Annotated in this window: 21 protein-coding genes and 5 pseudogenes; 13 read left to right on the forward strand and 13 right to left on the reverse strand. The window is 59.0% G+C overall.

Going from position 1 to position 26,134, the window contains the following annotated elements; translation table 11 throughout:
• Positions 1 to 47 precede the first annotated feature (47 nt).
• Positions 48 to 338, forward strand: a pseudogene (locus tag PSH57_RS11390) (Rieske (2Fe-2S) protein); the annotation flags it as partial.
• Between the two features lie 98 nt (positions 339 to 436).
• Here PSH57_RS11390 and PSH57_RS11395 read toward each other — a convergent pair.
• Genes PSH57_RS11395 through PSH57_RS11410 form a run of 4 tightly spaced genes read right to left on the reverse strand, consistent with a single transcriptional unit; the run spans position 437 to position 7,063 of the window.
• Positions 437 to 1,567 carry an ABC transporter permease gene (locus tag PSH57_RS11395; RefSeq protein WP_305416582.1) on the reverse strand — a complete coding sequence of 377 codons (1,131 nt, stop codon included), beginning with the start codon at positions 1,565 to 1,567 and terminating at the stop codon, positions 437 to 439.
• Positions 1,568 to 1,569: 2 nt separating this feature from the next.
• Entirely contained in the window at positions 1,570 to 4,308 is a 2,739-nt protein-coding gene (gene rbbA, locus PSH57_RS11400) for a ribosome-associated ATPase/putative transporter RbbA (protein ID WP_305416584.1), read from the reverse strand.
• A 3-nt stretch (positions 4,309 to 4,311) separates the two neighbouring features.
• Entirely contained in the window at positions 4,312 to 5,391 is a 1,080-nt protein-coding gene (locus PSH57_RS11405; protein ID WP_305389566.1) for an HlyD family secretion protein, read from the reverse strand.
• Between the two features lie 10 nt (positions 5,392 to 5,401).
• Positions 5,402 to 7,063: an efflux transporter outer membrane subunit gene (locus tag PSH57_RS11410; protein WP_340368597.1), complete on the reverse strand. Its 1,662-nt coding sequence runs from the start codon at positions 7,061 to 7,063 to the stop codon at positions 5,402 to 5,404.
• A gap of 121 nt (positions 7,064 to 7,184) precedes the next feature.
• Here PSH57_RS11410 and PSH57_RS11415 point away from each other — a divergent pair, with 121 nt between their 5' ends.
• Both PSH57_RS11415 and PSH57_RS11420 read left to right on the forward strand, forming a co-directional pair.
• On the forward strand, positions 7,185 to 7,865 hold the full coding sequence (locus PSH57_RS11415) for a TetR/AcrR family transcriptional regulator (protein ID WP_305389569.1): 681 nt from the start codon (positions 7,185 to 7,187) through the stop codon (positions 7,863 to 7,865).
• The gene (locus PSH57_RS11420; protein WP_305389570.1) at positions 7,838 to 9,376 is read left to right on the forward strand and encodes a phospholipase D family protein; all 1,539 of its coding nucleotides are present in this window, start codon (positions 7,838 to 7,840) and stop codon (positions 9,374 to 9,376) included. Before PSH57_RS11415 ends, PSH57_RS11420 begins: the two co-directional genes overlap by 28 nt.
• Before the next feature lie 7 nt (positions 9,377 to 9,383).
• On the opposite strand, the gene PSH57_RS11425 is transcribed toward PSH57_RS11420, so the two are convergent.
• From PSH57_RS11425 to PSH57_RS11435, 3 genes are all read right to left on the reverse strand, one after another.
• The gene (locus PSH57_RS11425) at positions 9,384 to 10,373 is read right to left on the reverse strand and encodes a quinone oxidoreductase family protein (RefSeq protein ID WP_305389571.1); all 990 of its coding nucleotides are present in this window, start codon (positions 10,371 to 10,373) and stop codon (positions 9,384 to 9,386) included.
• Positions 10,374 to 10,412: 39 nt separating this feature from the next.
• Positions 10,413 to 10,829, reverse strand: a complete 417-nt coding sequence (locus PSH57_RS11430) for a LysR substrate-binding domain-containing protein (RefSeq protein ID WP_305389572.1) — start codon at positions 10,827 to 10,829, stop codon at positions 10,413 to 10,415.
• 438 nt (positions 10,830 to 11,267) lie between these two features.
• Entirely contained in the window at positions 11,268 to 12,464 is a 1,197-nt protein-coding gene (locus tag PSH57_RS11435; protein ID WP_305416588.1) for an IS30 family transposase, read from the reverse strand.
• Between the two features lie 55 nt (positions 12,465 to 12,519).
• Between PSH57_RS11435 and PSH57_RS11440 the strand changes: the two are divergent.
• A pseudogene (locus tag PSH57_RS11440) lies at positions 12,520 to 12,806 on the forward strand (integrase core domain-containing protein); the annotation flags it as partial.
• A 633-nt stretch (positions 12,807 to 13,439) separates the two neighbouring features.
• Here PSH57_RS11440 and PSH57_RS11445 read toward each other — a convergent pair.
• Positions 13,440 to 14,411 (reverse strand): DMT family transporter, encoded by a 972-nt coding sequence (locus tag PSH57_RS11445; protein ID WP_305389573.1) that lies wholly within the window; start codon positions 14,409 to 14,411, stop codon positions 13,440 to 13,442.
• A 91-nt stretch (positions 14,412 to 14,502) separates the two neighbouring features.
• Between PSH57_RS11445 and PSH57_RS11450 the strand changes: the two genes are divergently transcribed.
• On the forward strand, positions 14,503 to 15,417 hold the full coding sequence (locus tag PSH57_RS11450) for a LysR substrate-binding domain-containing protein (protein WP_305389575.1): 915 nt from the start codon (positions 14,503 to 14,505) through the stop codon (positions 15,415 to 15,417).
• Between the two features lie 29 nt (positions 15,418 to 15,446).
• Here PSH57_RS11450 and tnpC read toward each other — a convergent pair.
• The 4 genes and pseudogenes from tnpC to PSH57_RS11470 all read right to left on the reverse strand — a co-directional run bounded on the left by tnpC (position 15,447) and on the right by PSH57_RS11470 (position 18,257).
• Positions 15,447 to 16,980 (reverse strand): annotated as a pseudogene (gene tnpC, locus PSH57_RS11455) (IS66 family transposase).
• Between the two features lie 61 nt (positions 16,981 to 17,041).
• Positions 17,042 to 17,377 (reverse strand): IS66 family insertion sequence element accessory protein TnpB, encoded by a 336-nt coding sequence (tnpB, locus tag PSH57_RS11460; RefSeq protein WP_305389576.1) that lies wholly within the window; start codon positions 17,375 to 17,377, stop codon positions 17,042 to 17,044.
• Between the two features lie 64 nt (positions 17,378 to 17,441).
• Positions 17,442 to 17,858, reverse strand: a pseudogene (gene tnpA, locus PSH57_RS29270) (IS66-like element accessory protein TnpA); the annotation flags it as partial.
• Between the two features lie 6 nt (positions 17,859 to 17,864).
• Positions 17,865 to 18,257 (reverse strand): MerR family transcriptional regulator, encoded by a 393-nt coding sequence (locus PSH57_RS11470; RefSeq protein ID WP_305389577.1) that lies wholly within the window; start codon positions 18,255 to 18,257, stop codon positions 17,865 to 17,867.
• A 190-nt stretch (positions 18,258 to 18,447) separates the two neighbouring features.
• Here PSH57_RS11470 and PSH57_RS11475 point away from each other — a divergent pair, with 190 nt between their 5' ends.
• The 8 genes and pseudogenes from PSH57_RS11475 to PSH57_RS29275 form a co-directional block, all read left to right on the forward strand.
• Positions 18,448 to 18,954, forward strand: coding sequence for an RNA polymerase sigma factor (locus tag PSH57_RS11475; protein WP_305389579.1), 507 nt, complete (start codon positions 18,448 to 18,450; stop codon positions 18,952 to 18,954).
• Positions 18,951 to 19,877 (forward strand): FecR family protein, encoded by a 927-nt coding sequence (locus PSH57_RS11480; protein ID WP_305389582.1) that lies wholly within the window; start codon positions 18,951 to 18,953, stop codon positions 19,875 to 19,877. Before PSH57_RS11475 ends, PSH57_RS11480 begins: the two co-directional genes overlap by 4 nt.
• A 131-nt stretch (positions 19,878 to 20,008) precedes the next feature.
• On the forward strand, positions 20,009 to 22,408 hold the full coding sequence (locus PSH57_RS11485) for a TonB-dependent receptor (protein WP_305389583.1): 2,400 nt from the start codon (positions 20,009 to 20,011) through the stop codon (positions 22,406 to 22,408).
• Positions 22,409 to 22,605: 197 nt separating this feature from the next.
• Positions 22,606 to 22,908, forward strand: coding sequence for an ArsR/SmtB family transcription factor (locus PSH57_RS11490; RefSeq protein ID WP_305416590.1), 303 nt, complete (start codon positions 22,606 to 22,608; stop codon positions 22,906 to 22,908).
• 62 nt (positions 22,909 to 22,970) lie between these two features.
• Positions 22,971 to 23,945, forward strand: a complete 975-nt coding sequence (locus PSH57_RS11495; protein WP_305416592.1) for a zinc-dependent alcohol dehydrogenase family protein — start codon at positions 22,971 to 22,973, stop codon at positions 23,943 to 23,945.
• Between the two features lie 37 nt (positions 23,946 to 23,982).
• Positions 23,983 to 24,348, forward strand: a complete 366-nt coding sequence (locus PSH57_RS11500) for an antibiotic biosynthesis monooxygenase family protein (protein ID WP_305389587.1) — start codon at positions 23,983 to 23,985, stop codon at positions 24,346 to 24,348.
• A gap of 142 nt (positions 24,349 to 24,490) precedes the next feature.
• Positions 24,491 to 25,501 (forward strand): zinc-dependent alcohol dehydrogenase family protein, encoded by a 1,011-nt coding sequence (locus PSH57_RS11505; protein WP_305389588.1) that lies wholly within the window; start codon positions 24,491 to 24,493, stop codon positions 25,499 to 25,501.
• Positions 25,502 to 25,687 (forward strand): annotated as a pseudogene (locus tag PSH57_RS29275) (transposase domain-containing protein); the annotation flags it as partial. It abuts the gene before it with no gap.
• On the opposite strand, the gene PSH57_RS11510 reads toward PSH57_RS29275, so the two are convergent.
• Positions 25,684 to 26,115, reverse strand: a complete 432-nt coding sequence (locus PSH57_RS11510) for a bleomycin resistance protein (RefSeq protein ID WP_305389590.1) — start codon at positions 26,113 to 26,115, stop codon at positions 25,684 to 25,686. The pseudogene PSH57_RS29275 and the gene PSH57_RS11510 overlap by 4 nt on opposite strands.
• Positions 26,116 to 26,134: the final 19 nt, after the last annotated feature.

Below are 26,134 nucleotides of genomic sequence, written 5' to 3' on the forward strand. Positions count from 1 at the left end.
GTCCTAGCATGCCCCCTGCCTGAATAATAACAACGGAGGCGGCGGCCATGGCCCTACGATCCGAATATCGTCACTCCCTGCTTGAAGGCGACCCTGCCCAAGGCCTTTATCGCTGCAAGCGCGAGATGTTCACCGACCCGCGCCTGTTCGATCTGGAGATGCAACACATCTTTGAAGGCAACTGGCTGTACTTGGCCCACGAAAGCCAGATCCCCAATATCAATGACTTCTACACCACCATGGGGCGCCAGTCGATCTTCATCGCGCGCAACAAGGACGGTGTGCTCTCCAGCCATTGCGGGCTGTTTTCCTGTATCAGGCGCGGGAGGCGCAGTTGCAGTTTCAGGTTCACCTTGAAGATATTGAGGGGAATGGTTTCATTGCTCCTGATCAGACTTCTTGCTGGGTTGGAATGCCCAATCGGGTGGTAAAACGATCAGGCCATCCGGCTGATGGTTTTTCGAAAGCGTGCCAACGAGAACGCGAACAGCACCAGGCCGATCACGGTCAGCGCCAGAAACTGCGGCCAGACCACGTCGATGCCGGCGCCCCGAAACAAGATGGCACCACCGAGCTTCACGAAGTGTGTTGTCGGTGCGGCCTGCATGACCGTCTGCACCGCCACGGGCATGCTCTCGAACGGCGTGCTGCCACCCGAGAGCATTTGCAGCGGCATCAGCGTCAACACCGTGAGCATGCCGAACTGCGGCATGTTGCGCGCGATGGTGGCCATGAAGATGCCCAGCGAGGTAGTGGCGAACAGCACGAGCGCCGCGCCTGCGAAGAACAGCCCTAGCGAGCCTGCCACCGGCACACCGAGCGCACCGCGTACGACAATATTCAGCGATAGTGCGGCGGCGACAAGCACAACCAGCCCCATCGACCAGACCTTGGCCAGCATGATCTCCGCCGGTGTTACCGGCATAACCAGCAGGTGTTCGATGGTGCCGTGTTCTCGCTCGCGGATCAGTGCGGCACCGGACAGGATGATGGAGAGCATGGCGATCTGGTTGATGATCTGAGTCAATCCACCGAACCAGCTTTTATCCAGCGACGGGTTGAAGCGCGCGCGCAAGGCCAGCTCAACCGCCGGCGCGTTGCTGCCGCGATAGCGCTGGACGAACTCGTTGATCTCGCCCATCACGATCTGCTGCACGTAGCCGCTGCCGGTGAAGGCCTGCGTCATGCGGGTGGCGTCGGTGTTCAGCTGGATTTCGGCCCGCCGGCCCGCCAACACGTTGCGCTGGAAGTTGGGCGGGATGATCAGCGCGAAAGTGTAGTCGCCCGCGTCCATGCCCGCATCGACCTGCGACTGGTCGATCATGATCGGAGGCGTGAACTCGGGCGGGTAGAAGGCAGAGACGATGCGTTGCGACAGTTGCGACTGATCCTCGTCGACGATGGCAATCGGTGCATTGTTCAGCGTTTCGGGCGCGGAACTGGCCGAGGAATACACCGCGAATGTGAACACGAACAGGATCAGCACCAGCATCACCGGGTCACGCCAAAGACTCCACAGTTCCTTGACGCCGAGTCGGTAGATGTTCTCGATCTTTCTGCGCAGCATCTTCAACTCTCCTGTTTCTTGAGCAGCAGAATGGCCAGACCCAAAATGACGGGCACCGCCAGCAGCAGGGGCCAGAACGAGGCCGACAGGTCGCTGAACCCGAGCGCCTTGTTGAACACCCCGCGACTGATGGCGAAGATGTGGCTGGCCGGGTAGATCTCGCCGATGATGCGTCCGCTTCCCTTCAGAGACGACACCGGATCGATCATGCCGCCGTACTGCATGGCCGGGATCAACGTGCCGATCATGGCGAAGAACATCGCCGCGATCTGACTCTTGGTCACCGCCGAAGCGAGGAGGCCCATGCCCGTGGAGATGAAGCAAAAGAGCAACGAAGCAGTGGCCAGGGTGAGGAAGCTGCCGGTGATCGGAACGTCGAACACGGTCACCGCCAGCAGCGTCATCAGCAGGAAGTTGAGCATCGCCAGACCCACGTAGGGCAGTTGCTTGCCGAGCAGGAACTCAGTGCGCGTGACCGGGGTGACGTAGAGGTTGATGATGGAGCCCATTTCCTTCTCTCGTACCACGGCCAGCGCGGTGAGCATGGCCGGCAGCATCAACAGCAGGATGGGGATGACGGCCGGCACCATCGCTGGCAGGCTCTTGACGTCGGGGTTATAGCGAAAGCGGTTTTCCACAGAGATGTTGCCGAGTGCCGCCTCGCCGTACTGCCGACGCGCCTGTTCGGACAGCCAGTGCTGGTGCATGCCCTGCAGGTAGCCCTGCACGGTCTCGGCGCGCTGGGGCATCGCACCGTCGAACCAGGCGCCGATGGCCACCGGCCTGCCGCGCGCCACGTCCCGGGCGAAGCCGGGCGGGATCTCCAGTGCCATGGCCAACTCACCGTTTTTCATGCGCCGGTCCAGGTCTTCGTAGCTGGTGAGCGGTGGTTGTTCGAGAAAATAAGTGGAGCCGGCGATGTCGAGTTGGTAGTTGTGGGACAGCGTGGTCTGGTCGAGGTCGAGCACTGCGTAGCGCAGATCGTTGACGTCGGTGCCGATGCCAAATCCCATCACCACCATCAGGATCAGCGAACCGCCCAGTGCCAGCGTGGCGCGCACCGGGTCGCGCTGCAGTTCTAGCGCCTCTCTCCAGGCGTAGCTGAGCAGGCGCTGCAGACTGAAACGTTGACGCACATGTGCCGGGGGCTCGCTGGGAGTGTCGGCGCTGGCAGTCGCTTCCTTCTTGTCTGCCGGCGGCGTGCCGCCTCCCGCATCGAGCAGATAGCCGATGAAGGCTTCTTCCAGGTTCTTTGCGCCGCGCTTTTCCACCAACTTCGCAGGCACGTCGCTGTCGAGAACCTTGCCCGCATGCATCATGGACATGCGGTCGCAGCGCTCGGCCTCGTTCATGAAGTGGGTGGATATGAAAATGGTCACCTTGTCGCGTCGCGACAGTTGCACCAGCAATCGCCAAAAGGCATCGCGGGCAACCGGGTCCACGCCCGAGGTCGGCTCGTCCAGGATCAGCAGCTCCGGCTTGTGCACCATGGCTACCGCCAAGGACAAGCGCTGACGAATGCCCAGCGGCAGCGACTCGGGCAACTCGTGCAGTACCTTTTCCAGACCGAAGCGCTCGACCATTTCCTGCACGCGCGCAGGAATGTCCGCCGCGGGCACATGGAACAGACGCGCGTGCAGGTCCAGGTTCTGGCGCACGCTCAGTTCGCTGTACAGCGAGAAGGCCTGCGACATGTAGCCCACGCGTCGGCGCGTGTCGAGGTCATGCGGATCGATCTCGTGGCCGAACAGCCAGGCCTGACCTTCGCTGGCCGGCAGCAGGCCAGTTAGCATCTTCATGGTGGTGGACTTGCCACAGCCGTTGGAGCCCAGAAAACCAAAGATCTCGCCCCGGCGGATACGGAAGCTCACGCTGTCGACGGCGACGAAATCGCCGAACCGCATCGTGAGGTCCTTCGCTTCGATGGCGATATCGTCTTCGTCGGCCTCCAACGGTGGAATCACCACCGGTGCATGGCCACGCTTCTTTTCCTCGGGCAGCAGCGCGACGAATGCACTTTCCAGCGAATCACTTCCGGTTCGCTCCAGCAGCTCGGCCGGGGTGCCTGTAGCCAGAATCTGGCCGTCATCCATCGCCACCAGCCAGTCGAAGTCCTGTGCCTCGTCCATGTAGGCGGTAGCCACGATGACGCTCATGCCGGGGCGATCGACGCGAATGCTACCGATCAGCTCCCAGAACTGCGCGCGTGCAAGCGGATCGACGCCGGTGGTGGGTTCATCAAGAATCAGCAAATCCGGGTCGTGGATCAGCGCGCAGCACAGGCCGAGCTTTTGTTTCATGCCGCCAGAGAGTTTTCCCGCCGGGCGAGTCAAGAACGTCTGCAATCCAGTCGCCTGAGTCAGTTCATCGATGCGCCGGCGCCGCTCGGCCTCGCCGTGTCCGAACAGGCGGGCGAAGAACTGCAGGTTCTCCTCGACCGAGAGCGTGGGATAAAGGTTTTTGCCCAGGCCCTGCGGCATATAGGCGATACGCGAGCAGATCTCCTTGCGGTGATGGCTACTGGCCATGTCGCCGCCCAGCACCTCGACGCAGCCGTCCTGCACCGCCCGCGCACCCGACACCAGCGACAGCAAGCTAGACTTGCCCACGCCATCGGGCCCGATCAGGCCCACCATCCGGCCTACTGGGATGTCCAGATCGATTCCGGCCAGGGCTTCGACCTTGCCGTAGTGCAACCGCACGCCCTGCAGGCGCACGGACGGTGACGAGTCGTTGCGCATGCCTTACCTTCCGACGTTCAAGGTCAGCGAGGCGGGCCACTGCGCCTCGGGGTCGAGCTTGATCCATGCCTCGCCGGGCACGCCGGTCTTGACCTGTTCCAGGTGCTCGCGCAGCAACTCGGGTGCAATCTTGGCGCGAACGCGGAACATCAGTTTCTGGCGCTCGCTGGCGGTTTCCACCGTCTTGGGCGTGAACTGGGCCTGGCTCGCAACAAAAGACACGGAGGCGGGGATCACCACACCAGGCGCGGCATCGAGCACCATGCGCACCTCGCTGCCCAGCGCCACGCGCCCCGCGACGGTCTCGGGCACAAAGAAAGTCATGTAGACATCAGAAACGTCCAGCAAATTGAGCACGCGGCCGCCGGCAGCGAGCACTTCGCCGGGTTGTGCGACGAGGAACTGCACGCGTCCATCGCGCGGCGACTTCAGTTCGCTGTCGCGGATGTCCGCTTCGATCCGATCGATCGTGGCCTCTGCAGCCTGGACTGAGGCGCGGGCCCCCACCACCTGCGCCTTGGCTGCGGACACTGCCGCCTGCGCGGCGGTCACTTGAGCACGGGTCGCTGCCAAAGCCGCTTCGGCACCGCGCGTACGGGCCTGATCGTCATCGAGTTCCTGGATGGAGGCCGCGCCCTCGATGGACAGAGTCTTGGAGCGTGCCAGACGCCGCTTGGCGGCGTCCAGCTCTGCCTCTCGTTGGGCGACCAGCGCCTGGGCCGCCGCGACATCGCTTTCTCGCAGCACCACCTGAGCCTCGTCGGCGGTGGCGGAGTGCAGGGCCTGATCGCGACCGGCCTGCGCTTCGGCGCGCTGTGCCTCCAGCGACTCCAACTGCATGCGGGCCACGGGCTGCCCTGCTTTCACGAACTCGCCCTCGCGCACCAGTACGTCGACGACACGCCCCGGCAGTCGTGCAGCGACGTCCACTTCGGTGGCTTCGAGTCGGCCATTGCCACTGACGAAGCCTGCGCTAAGATCCTCTTGGGTGTAGTACGACCAGGCCCACCAACCGGCGACAGCCGCGATGGCAATGACGGCGACAGGCAGGAGTTTCTTCTTCAGGGCGGGAGAGATAGTCATAGTGCAAGCCTTAACGGGGAGATGCGGAAGTCGGCGCGGCGGTGTCTTGCGCGGTGGATTGTGTTCCCCCACCGAGAGCCGCATATAGCGCGACTTGGTTCGACAACAAGGCGCTGCGGGCTTGTACCAGTTGCTGCTCGGTCGAGAGCAACTCGCGCTGGGCGTCGAGTACTTCCAGGAAGGGGGCCGAGCCGCTGTCGTAGCGTAGTTGCGAGAGGCGGGCACGCTCCTGCGCAATAGTTAGAGCCGTGCGCTGCAAGTCGCGTTGCTCGGTCAGCCAACGGCGTGCGGACAAGGCATCGGAGACCTCGCGGAAAGCGGTCTGGATGCTTTTCTCGTATTCCGCCACGGCGATGTGGCGACGTACTTCAGACAACTCCAGATTGGCCTGCCTCAGCCCACCGTCGAAAATGGGCAGCGAGACGACCGGCACAAAGGACCAAGCCCTGCTGCCGGAAGAGAACAGGCCATCGAGTTCGGCGCTGACCGTACCCACGTTGCCGGTGAGTGCGATACGGGGAAAGAAGGCGGCACGCGCGGCACCAATGTTGGCGTGTGCTGCGATCAGGCGGTGCTCTGCGGCCTGGATGTCCGGGCGAGCTGCCAACAGTTCTGAGGGCAACCCCGGCGCCAGATCGGCCAGCACCAAGGTTTCGTCAAAGGGTGCCGCCTCGGGCAAGGGGCCGGGATGGGCACCAATCAGCAGGCCTAGGGCATGGATCTGCGCCGCGTAGGCCTGTTCCAGTTGCGCCAGCAGCGTCTGGGCTTGGTTCAACAACACCTGGACCTGGGTCAGCTCCAGCTTGGACGCCGATCCCACCTCGAAGCGTCTGCTAAAGATGCGGAAGGATTCCTGGCGGCTCTCGACGGTGTGCTGAGTAAGTGCTACCCGCTCGCTCAAGTCCCGAACGCCCAAGTAGGCGTCGGCGACCTGGGCCACCAGGGCCGTATGCGCCGCCTGGCTGCCGGCCTCGGTGGCCAGCCACTGCTGCAACGCCGAGTCATTCAGGTTGCGCACCCGGCCCCAAAGATCGAGCTCCCAACTGCTCACACCGATCTCGGCACGGTACTCCCCGCTGGTCACCGGGTTGCCGCTCATGTTCAAGTCGCCCGGAACGCGAGCCCGGGCTCCCTGCGCGCCCGCGTTGACCTGCGGAAACAGGTCGGCACGCTGGATTTGGTGCGCGGCACGCGCTTCCTCTACACGCAGCAAGGCCACGCGCAGGTCCCGGTTGTTGTCCAGCGCGGTCTGAATCAGCTGTTGCAGCAGAGGATCGGTGAAATAGTCGTTCCACGCGAGGGAAGGTGCGGGACGCCCCTGTAAATCTTGAGCAGTGTCTAACCAGGCGGCCGGCACGGGGGAAGGAGGCGCTTCATACTGCGGGGCCAGCGAAGTACATCCCGAGCAAAGAGCAACCACGACCACAGCGACGATCGCATGTCGCCAGCCAGCATCGATACTCTGGACGCCGGGTGCGGAATCGGCCTCTTCTAAAGGGCCGCCCCCCGCCCCCCCCGAGGACGCAGCACTTCCAAGGTATCCAGTAGGACAACTGACAGGCAAAAAACTCATGAAGGCGAAGTCCCTTTGAAATTGGCAAATCGAATACATCGCATCGGCGCGAGCGTAAGTGGCATGAGATCTGCCTAACGTCCCGCAAGTCTTAGGCATTGCGATACACTATCGACCCGGCGGTCGATAACCGCATCATGGCATATTATCGACCCGCGGGTCGATAATGTTGAGAGAATTACTATCCTTTTGAACCGTTTTCCGAGTTAGGCAGCCATCTATGACTAGTCCCCCTCGCTCTGCCAGTAGCCGTTCGCGCACCCGCTTGACACCAGAGGTGCGCTCGGAAAAGATCCTCGAATCGGCGCTCGCCGAGTTCTCCAGACAGGGATTCATCGCCACAAGGATTGAGGACATTGCGCGAGGCGCCGGCTTAGCCAAGAGTGGCTTCTACGGACACTTTCGCAGCAAGGAAGAGGTCTTCGAGACGTTGCTTACGCGCTTGATGGTCTCGGGAGAGGTGATCGCCTTCGCGGAAACCGACACCGTGGTCGATTTCGTTGATCGTTTCATCGACTTTTGCTACACGCATCTGCTCGATACTCGTCGACAAGCCGTCCTTCGGTTGCTGCTTGTCGAGATGCACCGAATTCCGGCGCTGATCCAGCAATGGCGCCGCGAGGTTGCCGATCCGCTGCTCAATGCCCAAGTAGAGGTTTTGCACGCGGCGGTTGCTCGCGGCCAGTTGGCTGACGGACCCATACTGAAGAATTTTCGACTGGCCTATGCGCCCGTGCTCTATTGGGTGCTGGCAAACCGGCCGCAGGCGCAGGACGATGCACCTACGCTTGGAGATCTGGACACCCACCGTCAGATTCACCGGCAAATGATGCTGGGCCTGTTATGTGAGCCCGCAGCAACGAAAGGTACTACATGCTCAAGATCTGGTTCCTCATCATGATGATGGGATGGCTGTCGGCCTGCACCCCGCTACCATCATTGGAGGGGCGAAATGTGTCCGAGGCCTTGCTCTCCCAGGACGGAGCAGACACCCAACTGGGACGCGGACTAGCGCCGCAGGTGGAACGGCATCCGGGGCTGTCCGGCGTGGCGTCGTTGTCGGACCCGCTAGGCGCATTCGCCGCACGCATGGTGCTGATCACGGCCGCGCAACGTACCATCGATGTCCAGTACTACATCTGGCGCGATGACACCACTGGCAATCTGATGTTGCACGCTCTGCATGAGGCGGCCAAGCGGAAGGTCCGCGTCAGAATGTTGATTGACGACAACGGAACATCCGGACTCGATGAAAAGCTTGCTCTGCTCAACGCGCAGGAGAACGTCGAGGTTCGGTTGTTCAATCCATTCCCCCAACGTCGTTTCAAGTCAATGGGATTCCTGACGGACTTCGGGCGCCTGAACCGCCGCATGCACAACAAGTCACTCACCGTTGATGGACAAGTCACGGTGGTCGGCGGGCGCAACATCGGCGATGAGTACTTCGGTGCGACCCAGGGCATCGCTTTCGCAGACCTGGATGTGTTAGTCGCCGGGACGGTTGTCGATGACGTCTCCAAGGATTTCGACCGCTACTGGAACAGCCCGTCGGCTTATCCCGTGGAAACGCTCGTGGCCTTGCCGGATGGACAGCGCTCAGAACAGTTGCACGAGGAGGAATCAGCCAGTGCCATCGGTTCGCGGGCAAAAGCCTATGTCGATGTCATCACGCAGTCCCAATTCGTAGAAGATCTCACCAGGGGACAGATGGCCCTCCAATGGGTACCGGTGCGCATGGTGAGCGACGATCCCGGCAAGGTGTTGGATGAGGCACCGCCACAGACCCTGCTGCTGTCGCGCCTGACCGAACTGCTTGGCAGGCCAGCAGAGTCGATAGATTTGATCTCCCCATACTTCGTTCCCACGAAACACGGCGTGGAGGCGTTCGGCGCGCTCGCCGATGAGGGGGTGAGGTTGCGCATATTGACCAACGCCATGGAGTCGACGGACGTCTTGGCGGTGCATGCAGGCTATGCAAAATCTCGTGCCCCACTACTCAAGAAAAGCATCGAGCTCTTCGAGATGCGGCATCAGAGCGCCCCAGACGCACCCAAAGAAAAGGCCGGACCCTTCGGCAGTTCGGGGGCCAGCCTGCACGCGAAGACCTTTGCGGTAGACGGCAAGCGGGTGTTCGTGGGGTCGTTCAACTTCGATCCCCGCTCGGCCAGGTTGAACACCGAGCTGGGTTTCGTGATCGACAGCGAGCCGATGGCGCGAGCAATTGCCAAGGCGTTTGATGACGCTATATTCGATCACGCCTATCAGCTCGAACTGGACGAGGACGACAAGATCGTCTGGCTGGAGAGGAGTCCGCAAGGGGTGAAGCGGCTGAGTGAGGAGCCATCAACGTCCTTGTGGCGGCGCTTATATCTGAGGCTGTTGTGGTGGCTTCCCCTTGAACCACTACTCTAGGTAAAAATCAGGGACGCATCACGATTGAACCGGCTGTCGATCTTGCTTCCGCCATGCGGTGGACCGCGCTCACTTCGTCAAGGGAAAGTCGTGCCGCAACAGACGCGCGTACGAACCCGCGGTCCATCGCCGCAAACACCTCGGCTGCATTGGCCCTCATGACACTCGCATCGGCATTGTGTGGGAACACCGAGGGTCGCGTGAGAAAGAGGCAGCCCTTCTTGTTCAGCAACTCCGGCTGAATCTCAGGCGCGGGGCCTGACGCGGCGCCGAACAGCACTACAAGTCCAAACGGCGCCGCGCAGTCAAGCGAGCCCATGAAGGTGTGCTTAGCCACCGAGTCATATACAACTCGGGCTTTTCGGCCACCGATCGATGCAATCACCTGGTCCACCCAGTCAGGTTGCGAGTAGTCAATCGCCGCTTCGCATCCTGCAGAGCGTGCAATCTCGCACTTCTCAGAGGACCCTGCCGTGCCAATTACCGTTGCTCCGAGTCCCCGCGCCCATCGGCAAAGGATTTGTCCCACACCGCCAGCCGCGGCATGCACAAGCACGATGTCACCGGCCTCCACGCGGTATGTCCGGCGCAACAAATACTGCGCTGTCATAGCCTTGAAAAACACTGCTGCGGCATCTTCGTCGGAGACCGATGAGGGAAGCTTGACAAGTTTCGTGGCATCGACGTTCCGATGGCTCGCATACGCGCCCACACCCGCATTCATGTAAACCACGCGATCACCGATGACAAGGTCTTGCGGCCCATCGCCGAGCTTTTCGACAACGCCGACAGCTTCATGTCCGAGACCCGTGGGAAGAGGCAAAGGGTACTTTCCAGACCGCTGGTAGACGTCGATATAATTGAACCCGATCACCGTTTGGCGTAGCTGAGCTTCACCCGCAGCAGGAGGCGGCAGTTGGACCTCCTGCAGTTCCATTACCTCCGGCCCACCGAATGTGGTCAGGCGGACGACGCGGGCGTCGGTAAAGTTCTTCATGGTTTGATTCTCGGGAAAGAACGGAACAGAGGTATTTTATCAGGCCGCTGGGTCTGGATCCAGCAATGAGGATTCTTCAGTGTTCGCCGAACTCAAAAGGTCCTCAGCGGCCGGAGCGGCAACCAAGCTGCGCAACGTCTCCAGGAATGCACGGGCGTTGGATGCCAACGAGTGGCCACGACGAGCTATCACGCAGATGTCACGCTGCACCACGGGCTCCTCCAGCGTACGTGCCACTAGGCCTATGCCGGCCAGATCACCCGACATGATGGAATGCAGAATGGCGGCGCCGATTCCACTTGCCGCCATCCAGAGAGCCGGTGGCAGGTAGGCTACTTCGCCGGCCACAAGAAGTTCGACGTTCGCACGAGCTGCGGCGGCATCGATCAGGCGTCTCGCCCAACTGCCAAGCCTGACGATGACGATGACGACCGGACGGCCAGCGAGTTCACGCAACCGAACGACCTCGCCCAAAGCAAGAGGATAATCATGCAGGCGCTTATCGTCGGCGCGCTGGTCATGTTAGAAGAGGATCTTCTGTCATGTAGCTCGACCCGGTTTCTGGGCGCTTCCGCACTACCTGTGGCACGTTTGCGCGACTTCCCGCTGTCCATCAATGGATGGTCCACATGGAGACGCTGATGCAGGCGAAGCAGGACTTCGTGTTGGCGTATGAGCACCTACCAGCCTCAGGTGAATAGGGCGATCCTGATGGGTTGTGGCTGAAAACTCACCGCAGAGTCTTCGAGACGCATTACCTAGGCTTGGTATTGATGTGCGAATACGCCAATGCCTTATCGGCGTTGCAGGGCATACTGGACCAACTAGAAAGGTCTATCGTGTGCCGGCTTGTGTGGCCTGTTCGGCCGACGAGACCCAAGCCCATGGGCGGATTCAACCGGTCGTCGCAACACTGGATTGTTGTACAGACTTTAGATACTCATTCAGTGCTTCGGCAGGTGTTTTCCAGCCGAGTACTTTTCGAGGTCTAGTATTAAGTACGTGAGCTACCGCCTGTATTTCTTGGGCACTCCAACGAGAGAGGTCAGTGCCTTTCGGGAAGTATTCCCGTAGAAGGCCGTTCGTATTTTCGTTTGTGCCGCGCTGCCATGGACTATGTGGATCAGCAAAGAAAACCTTTACTCCGGACTCGATGGTAAATCGAGCGTGATCCGACAGCTCCTTTCCACGATCCCAGGTCAAAGATCGCCACAGCTCGATGGGAAGATCAGCCACCGTTTTTTTCAATGCATTGGCCATACTAACAGCCCCATAGCCAGCCAGCGCCGGACCGTTCTTCGTGCGGGGAATTAGCCCATAACCTTTCTCGCGAGGCAGATGGACGAGCATGGTAAATCGAGTTGAGCGCTCGACCAGAGTTCCAATCGCAGAACGGTTCAGACCGATGATCAGGTCGCCCTCCCAATGCCCGGGTACAGCCCGATCTTCTACCTCAGCAGGGCGACTGGAGATCATGACGTCCTCGCTGACATGTGCCCACACTTTGGCCTGCGCTCTGGCTCTCGGCACGCGCAATGCTCGTCCTGAGCGCAGGCAGCTCACCAGTTCACGCTTGAGAGCTCCTCGACCCTGAATGTAGAGCGCCTGATATATGGCTTCATGAGAGATGCGCATGGATTCATCATCCGGAAAATCGATCTGGAGCCGGTTGGCAATCTGTTCAGGCGACCAGCCATTGACCCATTTACGGTCACTGCGATGCGGTTTATTTCGGCCTTTGAAGGGCGCTTGCCGAGGCCCAGAAATCTCACGACCATCGGCGTCTTGAACCTTGCCCTCAAGGCGGTCGCGTACGTACTGGTGCAGTCGCGGGTTAGTGACCAGTTTCGCTGATTTCGGCCTATTGGCCACCAGTTCTGCCTTCCATTGCGCTACTGACGCTCGATATTCAAGCAGACCGCAACGGGTAGCAGCATTTCGTGTCAGCTCCCGTGAAATTGTCGATGGGCTTCGTCCAAGGCGACGGGCGATCTCACGAACGCCAACACTTTGCGCTCGAAGCAGCCCAATCTTACGAAGTGAGGGTGCACCTGGAGAACGCATCGCTCCCCGGCCCGTCAATTTTTGCATCCATCCTGCGGGTCGTCCCATAAACACCTCGATCAAGGTGTTGCGACGACCGGTTGAATCCGCCCAGTATGCGAGTCGTTTATTTCGCCAGCGGCTCTGGCGTTATCGCATGCGCCAAAGCATGAGTCACCGTGGGAATTGCTGGGACAATGCGCCAATGGAGCGCGTGTTCCGCAGCTTGAAAACCCGACCACGGGTTACCGAACGGCTCAAGAAGCCCAGCGCGATATCAGCCATTTCTTGATGCATCGGTACAACTGGGTTCGACCCCATCAGTTCAATGGTGGGCTGGCGCCAGCTCGGGCCGAAGAAAAACTTAACATCGTGTCCGGGATTAGTTGACCACTACAAAAGTGGTGCTAGAGCTCAAGGGTTTATACTGGGAATAAAATGCTGTGACGGTCTTTCCACAGAGCGCTGCGAACTGTTGTCGGAACATTTTGACAGTGCAGTGGAGCAGAGATTGAAGTCGCTGACATTGGGGCTGTAACGTCAACTGGATAGTAGGAACTGAAAAGGGGAAATGAATGAAGTACGTTACTTCTCTTTTAGCACTTACTCTAATGGCGAGCTGCAAATCGATACCCGCTCCGGAAGAGACTACCACTGTCCCCGAAACGAGGCTTTGGGGCTCTACGAAATAATCTGATGCCCATCTCGTCGTCGTGAGCGAGGCCTCATTAAGAGGTGAATGCACGATCCGTATTTCAGTAGACGGAAAACCGACCGCTGACTTTATTAGTGCAGAAGTAGCCCTCTTCGGGCTCACGTTCGGGTCACATACCCTTTCGGCGCGCACTTTGGAGGGGGGGGCTAGCCGATGGATACAAGAGATCAGAGTTAGCGTCAAAACTGGCGATGCCTTGTATCCGTCCGGCCAAGTCATCTACTCAGTCCCGTATAACCATGGTAGCGCCCCGCCCAATACAACCAATTGGGCGACCAACACATTTGGGTTGTATGCCCGTGGTTGGCTTAAGACGCCGTTAGCTTATCTCGCCCTATCTCGTGGGATGTGAAGAGCATTCGGATGGCCAGCATTGCGCCTGTTAACACTGCCGTAATACCTAGGGCTTCATACAGCGTTGGTAAACGTTGTTCAAAAAGCAATCCGAATAGGGTCGCGAAAAGGGATTCGAGAGCAATTAGTTGCCCCGAAAGCACCATGGGTAAATACCGAGACGCTTTGTTCCACGCCCACGCTCCCAATACGGACGACAAAATTGCAATTAGAAATGCCCACACATAAAGGTCTCCAGCGTTGGCAAAGCTGGCGCCTTGAGAGGGCATTTCAAAAAGATTAAATGCATACCCCAAGGGCATCACCAGAAGCATACCCAGCGCGCTCCCGACCATCATGAGTCCTGTCCACGCGCTTGTTGAATGTGCTGGGATTTTGCTCAGACCTTTTTGGTTCAGCACACTGAACGCTAACCAAAACGCCACGGCACAAACAGAAAAAAACACCCCGAACACGGCGGCGCCTTGCGAGGCGAGTGGGGTATCGTTAGCCATAATATTGATGAGCAGCAGGCCGAACACCAGCATGGATAAAGGCAATGCCAGTTTTCGCCAGGCCAATACCTTGTTTTGCGCATTTCCAAGCAGAGCCAGCAGCACAGGCACCACCGCGATGAATGCTGGCGTCAGCACGGGGCCGCTGATCTTAACACCGCATGCAATGCAGACGCTGTACCCTAGATAACCTATGGCTCCCAGCGTCAGCGCCACCGTCCGCATAGAAAGTGTCAACTCTCGAACATTGGTGCGGTCGACGATCATCCAAACGACACCGATTACTCCAACGATCATGAATTTAACTGCTAGAAAGTCAAATATGCTGTAGTTCCCAGTGACGTAAGGAACTATAAAATTCGAACCCCAGCATAATGTTGCAAATACCGCAAAAAATACGCCGAGGGCAAAAGGATGAGCTGATGTGTTCATAGGCGACTCCAAGGCTGGTAATCGCAAGTTTGAACGCTTCCGGATGTATGCTACAAATGAGTTCTCAGCCCTCAATGCATAATCCATGGTTATGAATTTACTCGGCAAGTCACTTCCTCCACTCGCTAGCTTGTTGTCTTTTGAAGCGGCCGCCCGCCTGGAAAGCTTTTCACGAGCTGCTGACGAACTCCATATCACTCAAGCAGCAGTAAGCCGACAGATTCGTGGGCTGGAGGAGGATCTTGGTGTAGCACTCTTCGACAGGCGCAATCGTGCGGTCTTTTTAACGCCAGAAGGACGGCAGCTTGGGCTTGTCGTGAATGCTGCGTTAAACCAAATAAGCTCAGTCGCTGAGAGCTTGCGAGGCAGTGCCCGCAGGCATCAGGTTGTATTGCTCTCACAGCTTTGTGAAGCGTTCTACTGGCTGATGCCGCGCCTTTCTCGCTTCCATCAACGCCATCCGGATATCGAGATTCAAGTCGTTACCACTACCCGACCGTTGACGGAGTTCGGTGGTCATTTCGACGTTGCTCTCCAGAGCACGGGTCGAGCAAGCGGATTAAATCACCTGTTATTCACGGCCTCTGACAAAGTGTTCCCCGTGTGCAGTCCCGATTATCTCAATAAACAAGAGGGAGCGTTGAAAGTCACAGATCTGGTACATCACACGCTCTTGCACCACCGGGCTACGCCTCCTCATTTGATGGAGTGGGACAGTTGGCTAGCCGAGTTCGGCATCGCTCTGGATGGCCGCACCAAAAATCGTTATTTCGACAGTTACCCGATGATGCTTCAAGCCGCAGTGGAAGGACATGGTATTGCCGTCGGCTGGGCTCGAACTGCCGGGAGACTGGTTGAAAGCGGAGACTTGAGAAAGCCTTGCGCTGAAAGCGTGTTTTTACCGCAAGCGATATCTGTTTTTAAACGCCCTGTTATTACCGAACGAAGAGAAACTAACTCCCTGATAGAGTGGCTCAGGATTGAACTGTTAGAAGCGATAGATTAGGCGCACGAGTTCCCTGATCGAAACGCGACCTATTCGACTACCGGTTGCCACCTATGCGGTAGCAACTCGGAAATTTCACTCGTCCGTTGCGTCGGCAGGCGCGTGAGGACGTCCTTCAAATAAGCATACGGCTCATGCCCGTTGAGTCGCGCCGACTGGATCAAACTCATGATCGCCGCTGCCCGTTTTCCGCTGCGCAGTGATCCTGCAAAGAGCCAGTTCTTGCGTCCAAGAGCCCATGGTCGGATCTGGTTCTCTGCCCAGTTTTTGTCTATGGGTACGGCCCCGTCATCGAGGTAACGCGACAGCGCTGCCCAACGTTTCAGGCTGTAATTGAGTGCTTTGCTGATGGCTGAGCCGTCGGGCACGAGGTTACGCTGGACGCTTATCCAGGCATGTAGCATGTCCATCACCGGGACGGCTTTTTCTTGCCGTATTCGGCGCCGTAAATCCGGCTCCAAGTCGCGGACTTCGCTTTCGATTTCGTACAACAACTGGATATAGCGCAGGGCTTGCTCAGCAAGCGTGCTTTTATTCGTAGCGTGCAGTTCAAAGAACTTACGCCGTGCATGGGCCATGCAGCCGATTTCGGTCACGCCAAGTTCGAAGCTGGCCTTGTAGCCACCAAAATCATCGCAGACCAACTTGCCTTTCCAGCCTTGCAGGAAGTTGCGAGCATGCTCTCCAGCACGGCTGGAGCTGAAGTCATAAACCACCGCTGTCACGTCCGAGAACTGGCTGGTGACGTAGGCCCAAACATAGGAACGGTGAGTTTTCTTTGTTCCGGGCATGAGCATTTGCACGGGTGTTTCATCGGCATGAATAACCTGCTGCCCGAGCACCATGTTGCGCAGCGCATCGACCAGCGGCTGCAACTGAACCCCAGTCACGCCAGCCCATTGAGCCAAGGTTGAGCGTGGAATCGCCAGGCCCGCTCGACCGAAGATCGACTCTTGACGGTAAAGCGGCAGGTGGTCGGCAAACTTGGCGATCATCACGTGGGCCAGCAGCCCGGCGGTTGGGGTGCCCTTATCGATGACCTGCGCCGGAACGGGTGCCTGGATCAGCGTTTCGCAGTCATTGCAGACCCATTTGCCACGCACATGGCGTTCGACGGTAAACACGCCGGGCGTGTAGTCCAGTTTCTCGCTGACATCCTCGCCGATGCGCTTGAGGGCGCAGCCGCATGGGCAGTGAGTATTATCCGGTTCGTGATGGATCAACGTGCGAGGAAACTCAGCCGGCAATGCAGTGCGCTTGGGCTTCTGCTTTTTCTCGGTCGCCGCTGGCGCGGTTTGCAAGGCTTGAAGCTCTGCTTCAATCGCTGCGATATCAGTATCTATCAGGTCATCGAGCAAACTGGCCTGCTCAGAATTCATCTACTCGCTGCGCTTGGCAAACTTCAAACGTTTGAGCTGCGCGATCTCGAAGGTTAGCTTCTCAATCACCGTCTGATCGGCGGTTGATCTTCTTGCCCATTGTTTCGACTTGTGAGAGCAACTGCGCAGCTAAGGCACGCAGTTGGTCGAGAGTCATTTGGTCGAGATTGGGCGAAGAGGTCATGCACCGGATTTTGCCAGAGCAGGCTCTTCGCGGCGATAGACCTATAGGCTAGTGGAAGCCGTTAAAGCAGTATGATTGATCCGCCGGAGCCTGCGCGTTGCCATGGCAGACCCAGCACCAATGCCTGAAGTTGCTCGGTATCCAGTTCCACTTCAGAGCCATGGCGAATGCCAGGCCAGTGAAACTTGCCTTGGTTCAAGCGGCGCGCCGCCAGCCATATTCCGAAGCCGTCATGCACCAGAACTTTCATGCGATTGGTGCGGCGATTGGCGAACAGATAAGCACAGTGCGGCTGCGCCGCACCGAATACCGCAATCACCTTGGCTAACGCCGTATCGGTGCCTGCGCGCATGTCCATAGGCTCGGTGGCGAGCCAGATGGAGTCGATGCGAATCATCGCAAAGGTCTCGAAGAAAGGTCGCGCAGGCAGTAGCACTTTCAGTGGGCCAGTTCACTGTGAGGGTTCCGCGCGAGTGCTGTATTTCAATGCAGATATTCGATGATGATGCGTTGGACTTTGCCCCGGCCAGCGGCAGGGGCAACGGAATAAATGCAGGTTGCAGCGCTGTGCTTTTCTGCGCTTGCAGGCGAATCCATTTGTGGACGAGGTTTGCATTGAGGTTATGGCTGAGCGCGACGCTGGCAATCGAAGCGCCGGGCTGGGCACATTCTTGTATGACTTGGGCTTTGAAGGACTTGGAATAGGAACGGCGTGTTGGCTGCATGAAGTACCCGCTTAAAAGTAAGCGGGTGGCGAATACATCTTTTCGACTTTCAGACAAAGATGTTTGTGTGTAACCGTATGACAAAGTCACCTGCCCGATCCCAGCAGTATCTGCCAGAGCTATGCAAGGTGACTCAGGCAGACGCTTACTCATGAGCGGTCAGGTTCGCATATCGGTAGATAGGCTGTGTAACATCGCAAGGTCGACAGAGCAGGGGGGGACATGGGAAATCCAGACAAACGAATCGTTATTGTCGGTGCAGGAATCGTGGGCGCGTCTCTGGTTTTGGCGCTTGTCGTCGACTGCCTGGTTGGCCAACGCCAGCGGAAAGGATTTCAACTTGTTTTTTGCGGCAATCAGCGGGTTCATCTCTGCCAGCTTGAACCCGGCAGTTTGCGCTTTGCGGATCAGGTGGACGATTTCCAAGTGATGAGCATTGTAGAGGCGATACCGCCCCTCACGCTCCGGCTCGCTGATCAGGCCCATTTGCTCGTACAGTCGAATGGCTTTTGGGGTGCAGCCGGTCAGTTCGGCGAGTCGTCCAATGAACATCTGTCAATTCCTTGTGTGAGACAGCAAAGTACAAGTGTTTCTTTGATCGTAAGAGCTGCAAAAGCCGTCACATGAAAATCAGAAAAATGGCTGTGCTTCACTGTTCAATGGCGTGCTCAGGCGCCTGATTAATTGAAGGTCATTATCATTTAATATACTCTCGCCGTTCTTCCTCGCTTGAGTCGCTTGCGTGTCCTGGCCACCCGATCCTCATTCCGCCGACGGCCAGTTCGAGAGTCATTCGAACGAACTGCTGCGCTTCCTCACACGGCAGGTGAAGTGCGCAGAACTGGCGGCCGACCTGCGTCAGGAGACTTGGTTGCGCTTTCGCCGGCGCGAGTCCGGGACGGAGATCGGCAATCTTCGCGCTTTCCTCTATCGCATCGCGCGCAACCTGATCATTGACTACCGCCGTCAGCAAAAATCGCGCCCTGTCGAGGAGGAGATATCCATCGAATTGGTCAGTGCCCAGCCTGGTCCGGAGCGAGCGGCAAGCGACGCCCAGCGCCTGGAGCTACTGCAGCGCGTAGTCCAGGGTTTGCCACCGCATCTGCGTCAGGCGTTGTTGTGGAGTCGCCTGGACGGGCTGACCCAGCGTGAGATCGGCGAGCGTCTGGGTGTCTCGGAAAGCATGGCCGGACGCTATATTTTGAAGGCCCTCGAACACTGCCAGCAGCAGATGGACCCGCAGCCGTGACTCATCCGTCGATTCTCGATCAGGCCCGGCAATGGCACGTGCTGCTGCATTCTGGTCGCGCCACCGCTGCCGATCGCGATGCCGCGCAGGCCTGGCGCCAGGCGGCGCCGGAGCACGAGCAGGCGTTGCGTGAGGTGGAAGGGCTGTGGTCGTTGCTCGGCCAGATAGAACGTCCGGCCGAGCAGCCCCAGGTGCGCGTGATGCGTCGCCATCGACGCTGGGCGACTCCGCTGGCCTGCGCCGCGGTGCTGTTGCTCGCCCTGTGGCTACCGCGCGGTACCTGGATTGGCCTGTATGCCGATATCAGCACCCAGCCGGGCGAGGTGCGCGAGTTGCGTCTGGCAGATGGTTCGCTGTTGACCCTCAACGGCGATTCGGCGCTGGACTGGCAGTTTGTCGACGGTCGCCGCGAGGTCAAGCTGTACCGCGGCGAGGCGGATTTCCAGGTAGCCCATGACCCGACTCGGCCGTTCACTGTCAGTGCCGGCGAGGCGCGCATACGCGTCACCGGCACGCGCTTTGATGTGCGTCTGGAGGAGGGCGGTGTCGACCTCGCGGTAAGTGAGGGCCGAGTGTTGGCCTCCAGCGAGGGGCGCGAGCCGCTGCCGGTGGTCGGCGGGCAGCAGGTGCAGTGGCGCGGCGGGGAGCTGCAGGCGCCGCAGGCATTGGATGCGCGCCAGCGCTTGGGCTGGCAGCGCGGCAAGCTGATATTCCGCGACCGGCCACTGGAGCAAGTGTTCGCCGAGCTTGAGCGCAGCCAGTCTGCGCGAGTGCTGTTTGTCGACGAAGCCGCTCGCAGGGTGCAGGTGACCGGCGTGTTCGCCCTTGACGATCCACAGGCGGTATTAAGGGCAGTCGAAACCACCTTGCCTGTGCGTCTGGTGCGCCTGCCGGGGTTGATTCTGGTCGCGTCACGTCGCTGAGACCCGCGCCGCGCCTGGGCTTTCAAGAAAACAGAAAATATTTAGGCGGAGATGGTTCAGAAATCATCGGCGCCTTCGTCTTCTGTTCCTGCAAATGCGACTTCTTCGCATTGGAAGCCAAGGACATCAGCATGCGGTCGACCCCCTTCCTCGCGGCGCTAGCCGTTCTCCCCCTGGCCATGGCTGCCGCACAGGCGCAAGCCGTCGAGCTCGACGTGCCTGCCCAGCGGCTCGACGCGGCGCTCATCGATTTCGCCGAGCAGGCCGATGTGCGTCTGCTCTACGACGCCGGCCTGACCCGTGGCAGCGGCGTGGCGCAGGCGCTCAAGGGCGACTATTCGGTGGTCGACGGCCTGCAGCGGTTGTTGAAGGGCAGCGGTCTGACCTTTCAGGCCGGCGACGACGGCACCATCACTCTGGTGCCGCTGCCCGAGCAAGGTGTGTTGGAGCTGGGCTCGACCACCATCAGCGGGCTCGCCAACGGCCGTGTCGACCTACCGGCCGAGTACGCCGGTGGGCAGACGGCGCGGGGTGCCCGCATCGGCGTGCTGGGCAACCAGGACATGCAAGATGTGCCCTTCGCCTTCTCCAGCTACACCTCCGAGCTGATTAAGACGCGTCAGGCGCAGACCCTGGCCGAGGTGCTGGCCAGCGATCCGGGCGTGCGTCAGTCGTTCGGCTTCGGCAACTTCTCCCAGGTGTTCGTCGTGCGCGGGTTCCAGCTGTTCAGCGACGATATTGCCTTCAACGGGCTGTACGGCGTTCTGCCGCGACAGATCATCTCCACCGAGTCGGTCGAGCGGGTCGAGGTGTTCAAGGGGGCCAACGCCTTTGTTAATGGCGTGTCGCCGTCGGGCAGCGGTGTCGGCGGGGCGATCAACGTGGTTTCCAAGCGTGCCGAGGACACCCCCACGCGCAGCGCCACCCTGAACTATGCCAGCGACAGTCGAGTGGGCGGGCACCTCGACCTGGGACAGCGCTTCGGCGAGGAAAACCAATTTGGCGTGCGGGTGAACCTGGCCCAGCGCGAGGGCGAGACAGCGCTGGACGATGAGCACTCGCGCTTCAGTCTGGCCACCCTCGGCCTGGACTACCGCGGCGACCGTCTGCGACTGTCTGCGGATCTCGGTTACCAGAAGCAACGGGTCAATGAGGGGCGCTCGGTGGTTTATCTGACCACGACAGGGCCTACCAGCACACTCAACGGCAAGACGCCGTCGGCACCAGACTCCGACCACAACTACGCGCAACCCTGGAGCTGGTCGCAGCTCGAAGACACCTATGGCATGTTCAGCGCCGAGTACGACCTGTCGCCCACTTGGACCGCATACCTGAGCGCAGGCGGCAAATACACGCGGGAGAATGGTATCTACGCCTCCAACTACGTCTACGGCGCGAACGGCGACGCACGTATTGGTCGCCTCTATTCGCCGCTGGACCAGCAGACCCTGAGCGCCGTCACGGGGCTGCGCGGTGAACTCACGACCGGGCCGGTCAGCCACCGCATCAACCTGGCCGCCAACGGCATCTGGCAGGAGAAGCGCAACGCGTTCGAGTCCACTGCGGCGGGCAGTCGCGGCTTCGGCAATCTGTATGAGGGCCAGCCCATCGCCGAGCCACCGGCCACCAGCATCTCCGGCGATATCCACGACCCGGACACCACCGCCAAGGTGCAGAACCGCAGCCTGGCGGTGTCCGACACCCTGGGCTTGCTCGACGACCGCGTACTGCTGACCCTGGGCGTGCGTCGCCAGTCCATCAGCTCCGATGCCTGGAGCGCGGCCAGCGGTGCCCGCACCTCCAACTATCAGGAAAGCATCACCACGCCGGCTTATGGGCTTGTGATCAAGCCCACCGAGTTCCTGTCGCTCTATGCCAACCGCGTCGAGTCCCTGCAGCAGGGGCCGACCGCGCCGGCCGCCGCGCTCAACAACGGCGAGATGTTCGCGCCCTATCGCTCCAAACAGACCGAGATGGGCGCCAAGCTCGACTGGGGCACCTTTGGCGGCAGCCTCAGCCTGTTCCGCATCGAGCAGCCGCAGGGCGTGCTCGGCGGCGACGGCTACTACCGGGTGGATGCCGAGCAGCGCAATCGCGGCGTGGAGCTGAGCCTGTTCGGCGAGCCGCTGGACGGCCTGCGCCTGCTGAGCGGCGCCACCTGGACCAAAGCCGAGCTGCGCGGCACCGCCGGCGGCCGCGACGATGGCAACCAGGCGGTGGGTGTGCCGCAATTCCAGTTCAATCTGGGCGCCGACTGGGATGTGCCCGGTTTGCCCGGGCTGAGTCTGAACGGCCTGCTGTTGCGCACCGGCGGCCAGTTCGTCGACAGCGCCAACGAATACAGCATCCCCGCCTGGACCCGTGTCGACCTTGGCGCGCGCTATCGGACGCAACTGGAGGGCCGCGCGCTGACCTTCAACGCGATGCTGGAGAACGTCGCCGACGAGAACTACTGGGCCTCGGCCAACGGTGGCTATCTGACCCAAGGTGCGCCGCGCACGCTAAAAGTGTCGGCCACTGTTGATTTCTGAAGTTGCCACGATAAAAAAGGCGCCGTCGCAAGCTGTGTGAAAACGCGTAAAAGGCGATTTCCCCAAACGCTCCGAGAGGCTGCATTCGGCTAGAGGCAGCCACTCGGTCTGGCCGACGAAACCGATGGCAACTGGAGCGTCAAAATTATTCTCATCTATTGCATTGATATATCGCTAAATCTCGATATTCTAGGCGCATGGAACTGATCGAAATATTCAAAGCCCTCTCAAACCCTACGCGCCTTCAAATCCTGAAAGGTTTGAAGGACCCCGTAAAGAACTTCCCTCCGCAGGATGAAGGGGACGTTCTCACGGTCGGCGTCTGCGTCAGCAGTATTCAAGAGGGTATCGGACTGTCGCAGTCAACGGTGTCCGGTTATCTTGCCACGTTGCAGCGAGTGGGCCTGGTCGAAGTCAGGCGCATCGGTCAGTGGACCTACTACAAGCGCAATGAAGCAGCCATCAACGCGCTTGCCGAGATCATAGGGAAAGATCTGTAATTTTTTTACCGTAACATATCTAGATATCTCGATATTCCATTTTATAGATGCGAGGATTTACCATGAAAGCGATGATACTGAAGTCATTTGGCGGCCCTGAATCGTTCGAACTGCGCGACGTGCCCAAGCCCGTACCAGGTACGGGACAGGTCCTGGTCCGGGTACACGCAACCTCTATCAACCCGTTGGATTATCAGGTTCGACGTGGCGATTACGTCGAATACGTGCCACTGCCGGCCATTACCGGGCACGACGTATCGGGCGTTGTCGAAGAAGTCGGGCCGGGTGTGACGAGCTTCGTTCCAGGAGATGAAGTCTGGTACACCCCGCAAATATTTGACGGCCCAGGCAGTTATGCCGAGTACCACGTTGCGGCCGAAGGCATCATCGGGCATAAGCCGCAATCACTGAGCCACCTTGAGGCAGCCAGTTTGACCCTGGTGGGCGGGACGGTGTGGGAAGCACTGACCGTGCGAGCGGCGCTCAGAGTGGGGGAAAGCATTCTGATACACGGCGGCGCGGGAGGCGTAGGGCATGTCGCGATCCAGGTGGCAAAAGCCATTGGAGCGCGGGTGTTCACGACCGTGCGCGAAGCAAACTTTGAGTTCGCACGCAGCATGGGTGCCGATGTGCTCATCGACTACGAAAAGGAGGATTACGTCGACGCCATCCTTCGGGAAACCGGTGGTCACGGCGTGGATGTGGTGTTCGACACCATCGGCGGCAACACACTGACGCGTAGCCCCGACGTGCTCGCTCAACTCGGCCGCCTAGTCTCGATTGTGGACATTGCCCAGCCGCAAAACCTGGTTCAGGCCTGGGGCAAGAACGCCAGTTATCACTTCGTTTTTACCCGACAAAACCGCGGCAAACTGGATGAGCTGAGCGCATTGGTAGAACGCGGCCAACTGCGGCCACACGTGGGTGCCGTTTATTCGCTGGCCGACCTTGCGCTCGCCCATGCCCGGTTGGAGAGCCCCAACAACGGCCTTCAAGGGAAAATTGCGATTGCAGTCGAGCCATCGCTCCTCTCGTAACAGTACTTAACCGTTTAAGTCATTTTTGGAGGACGCCATGATCTATGAAATCGCTCTGCTCCCCGTTCACAAAGAACGCATTGAAAGTTTCAAACGTGCATTTGCCGACGTCGAACCGTTGCTCAAACGCGCAACGGGTTACGGCGGCCACATGCTCGCGCAAGGCATCGAAACGCCTCAGGTACTCAACCTCATCGTGCGCTGGCGCTCGCTCGAGGACCACACGGGCTTCGAAGCGAGTGAAGACCATCAGGTGTTCATGGCAGGTTTAGAGGAATATTTTTCGGAAGAACCAAAGGTCTACCATATTGAGGGGGCAGCTTTCAGGACTGACGAGCATGATGATTCCAACAATACCGTCGGCATGGGTGCTGCCGGCGCCTTGGGAGGCTTGTGGCCTTAAAGCAAATAGTTGTTGTCGGAAACAGACGTTTGTGACCGGGAACTTTCGACCCTAAGCTGCCCTTCGCGAAGGGCAGCAGTCGGCCAAAAGTGGACGATTAATTTCGTTATTTCGCGTAATTAGAAAACACAAGGAAACCCCTATGAGCAGCAAAGCAATCTTCGTCCAACCCGGTGGCGGCTATGAAAAGGTTGTCGTTGGCAGCAGCGAAGTCCGAGCCGCAGCGCGTGGCGAAATCACCGTACGCCTTCATGCCAACTCGCTCAACTACCACGACTTCGCGGTGGTCAGCGGTATGTGGGGCCCTAGCGAAAAACGTATCCCCATGGCCGATGGTGCAGGTGAAGTCATTGCTGTCGGCCCAGATGTCACTGAATTCAAGGTGGGTGACTCGGTCGTCAGCACCTTCTTCCCGGAGTGGATCAGCGGTGCACCACTGGTTGAAGGCTTCGTCAGCGTGCCAGGTGATGGCATTGACGGCTACGCTCGTGAGCAAGTGACGGCCAAAGCGACATCGTTCACCCTCGCGCCGACTGGATACAGCCACGCTGAAGCTTCGACGCTTACCACAGCTGGCCTTACTGCATGGCGCGCCCTGATGGCCGATGACTCACTCAAGCCGGGCGACACCGTGCTTGTTCAAGGCACTGGTGGCGTCTCAATTTTTGCCCTGCAGTTTGCTAAAATGGCCGGCGCTACCGTCATCGCTACCTCTTCAAACGACGAAAAACTTGAACGTCTGAAAGCGCTAGGCGCTGATCATGTGATCAATTACCGCAAAGACCTTAACTGGGGCGAAACTGCACGCGCTCTAACGGGTGGCCGTGGTGTTGACCACATCATCGAGGTCGGCGGCCCTGCGACACTTGAGCAATCGATGATTGCAATTCGGGTTGCTGGTCACATCTCCGTCATCGGAATATTGAGTGGCGTAAGCGGCGCAATGAATTTTGTACCGGCACTGATCAAGCAAGTGCGTCTGCAGGGTGTGTTGGTGGGTAGCCGCAGCCAGCAGCAAGACATGATTCGAGCCATCAATGCTAATGGCATGCGCCCGATTATTGATCGTCATTTCCCTTTGAGCGAGATTGTCGAAGCGTTCAAGTATCAGGAAACCAACCAGCATTTCGGCAAAATTTGCCTGGATATCTAAGCACGCATGAATGGGCATGATCCGTATGCCTATCTCAAAGATGTGCCGACACTGCTGCCGACGCAGCGGGCGAGTTGGATTGGGCCATTGCTGTCTGTCGCAACCGGCAGCAATTGGCCCGATTGCTGCCTGTCACGAAGGTCTGTGATCGACCCAAAGCTGGCGGTTGGACTGACTCAGATTTAGCTTGAGCAAGCCGGTCGCTCGCCCAGCCGTTCTACCAACCTTACAAGGTAACCATCGTCATCCTGGACGATGAACTCGCGCTGGCCAATTTCTAAGTCTTCAGCCCGATACCAGGTGTCTTTGCATTCTCGATAGAGGGGAAATCCAGCCTGCTCAAGTTTTTGGATGATGGGTGCGACAACCTCAACATCAATCTGTAGGTTGATGCCCCTTCCAAACGGCCTAGTCAACGGCGCAGTCAGCCATTGACCCGCGTCTGAATCAACCTGCTCAAGCATTATTTGAGCACCATTTAAATCAAGGTATGCAAACCCATCTTCCGGGCGTTGATAAGCTACTTTGAACCCTAGGCAAGAAACCCAAAAAGCTAAGCTGCTATCCAGGTTGGTTACCATTAATTCCGGAACCAGTTTGTTACGTTCGAACATGAGATGACTTCCATTTCAC

The organism is Pseudomonas hefeiensis (assembly GCF_030687835.1).
Lineage (GTDB): Bacteria > Pseudomonadota > Gammaproteobacteria > Pseudomonadales > Pseudomonadaceae > Aquipseudomonas > Aquipseudomonas hefeiensis.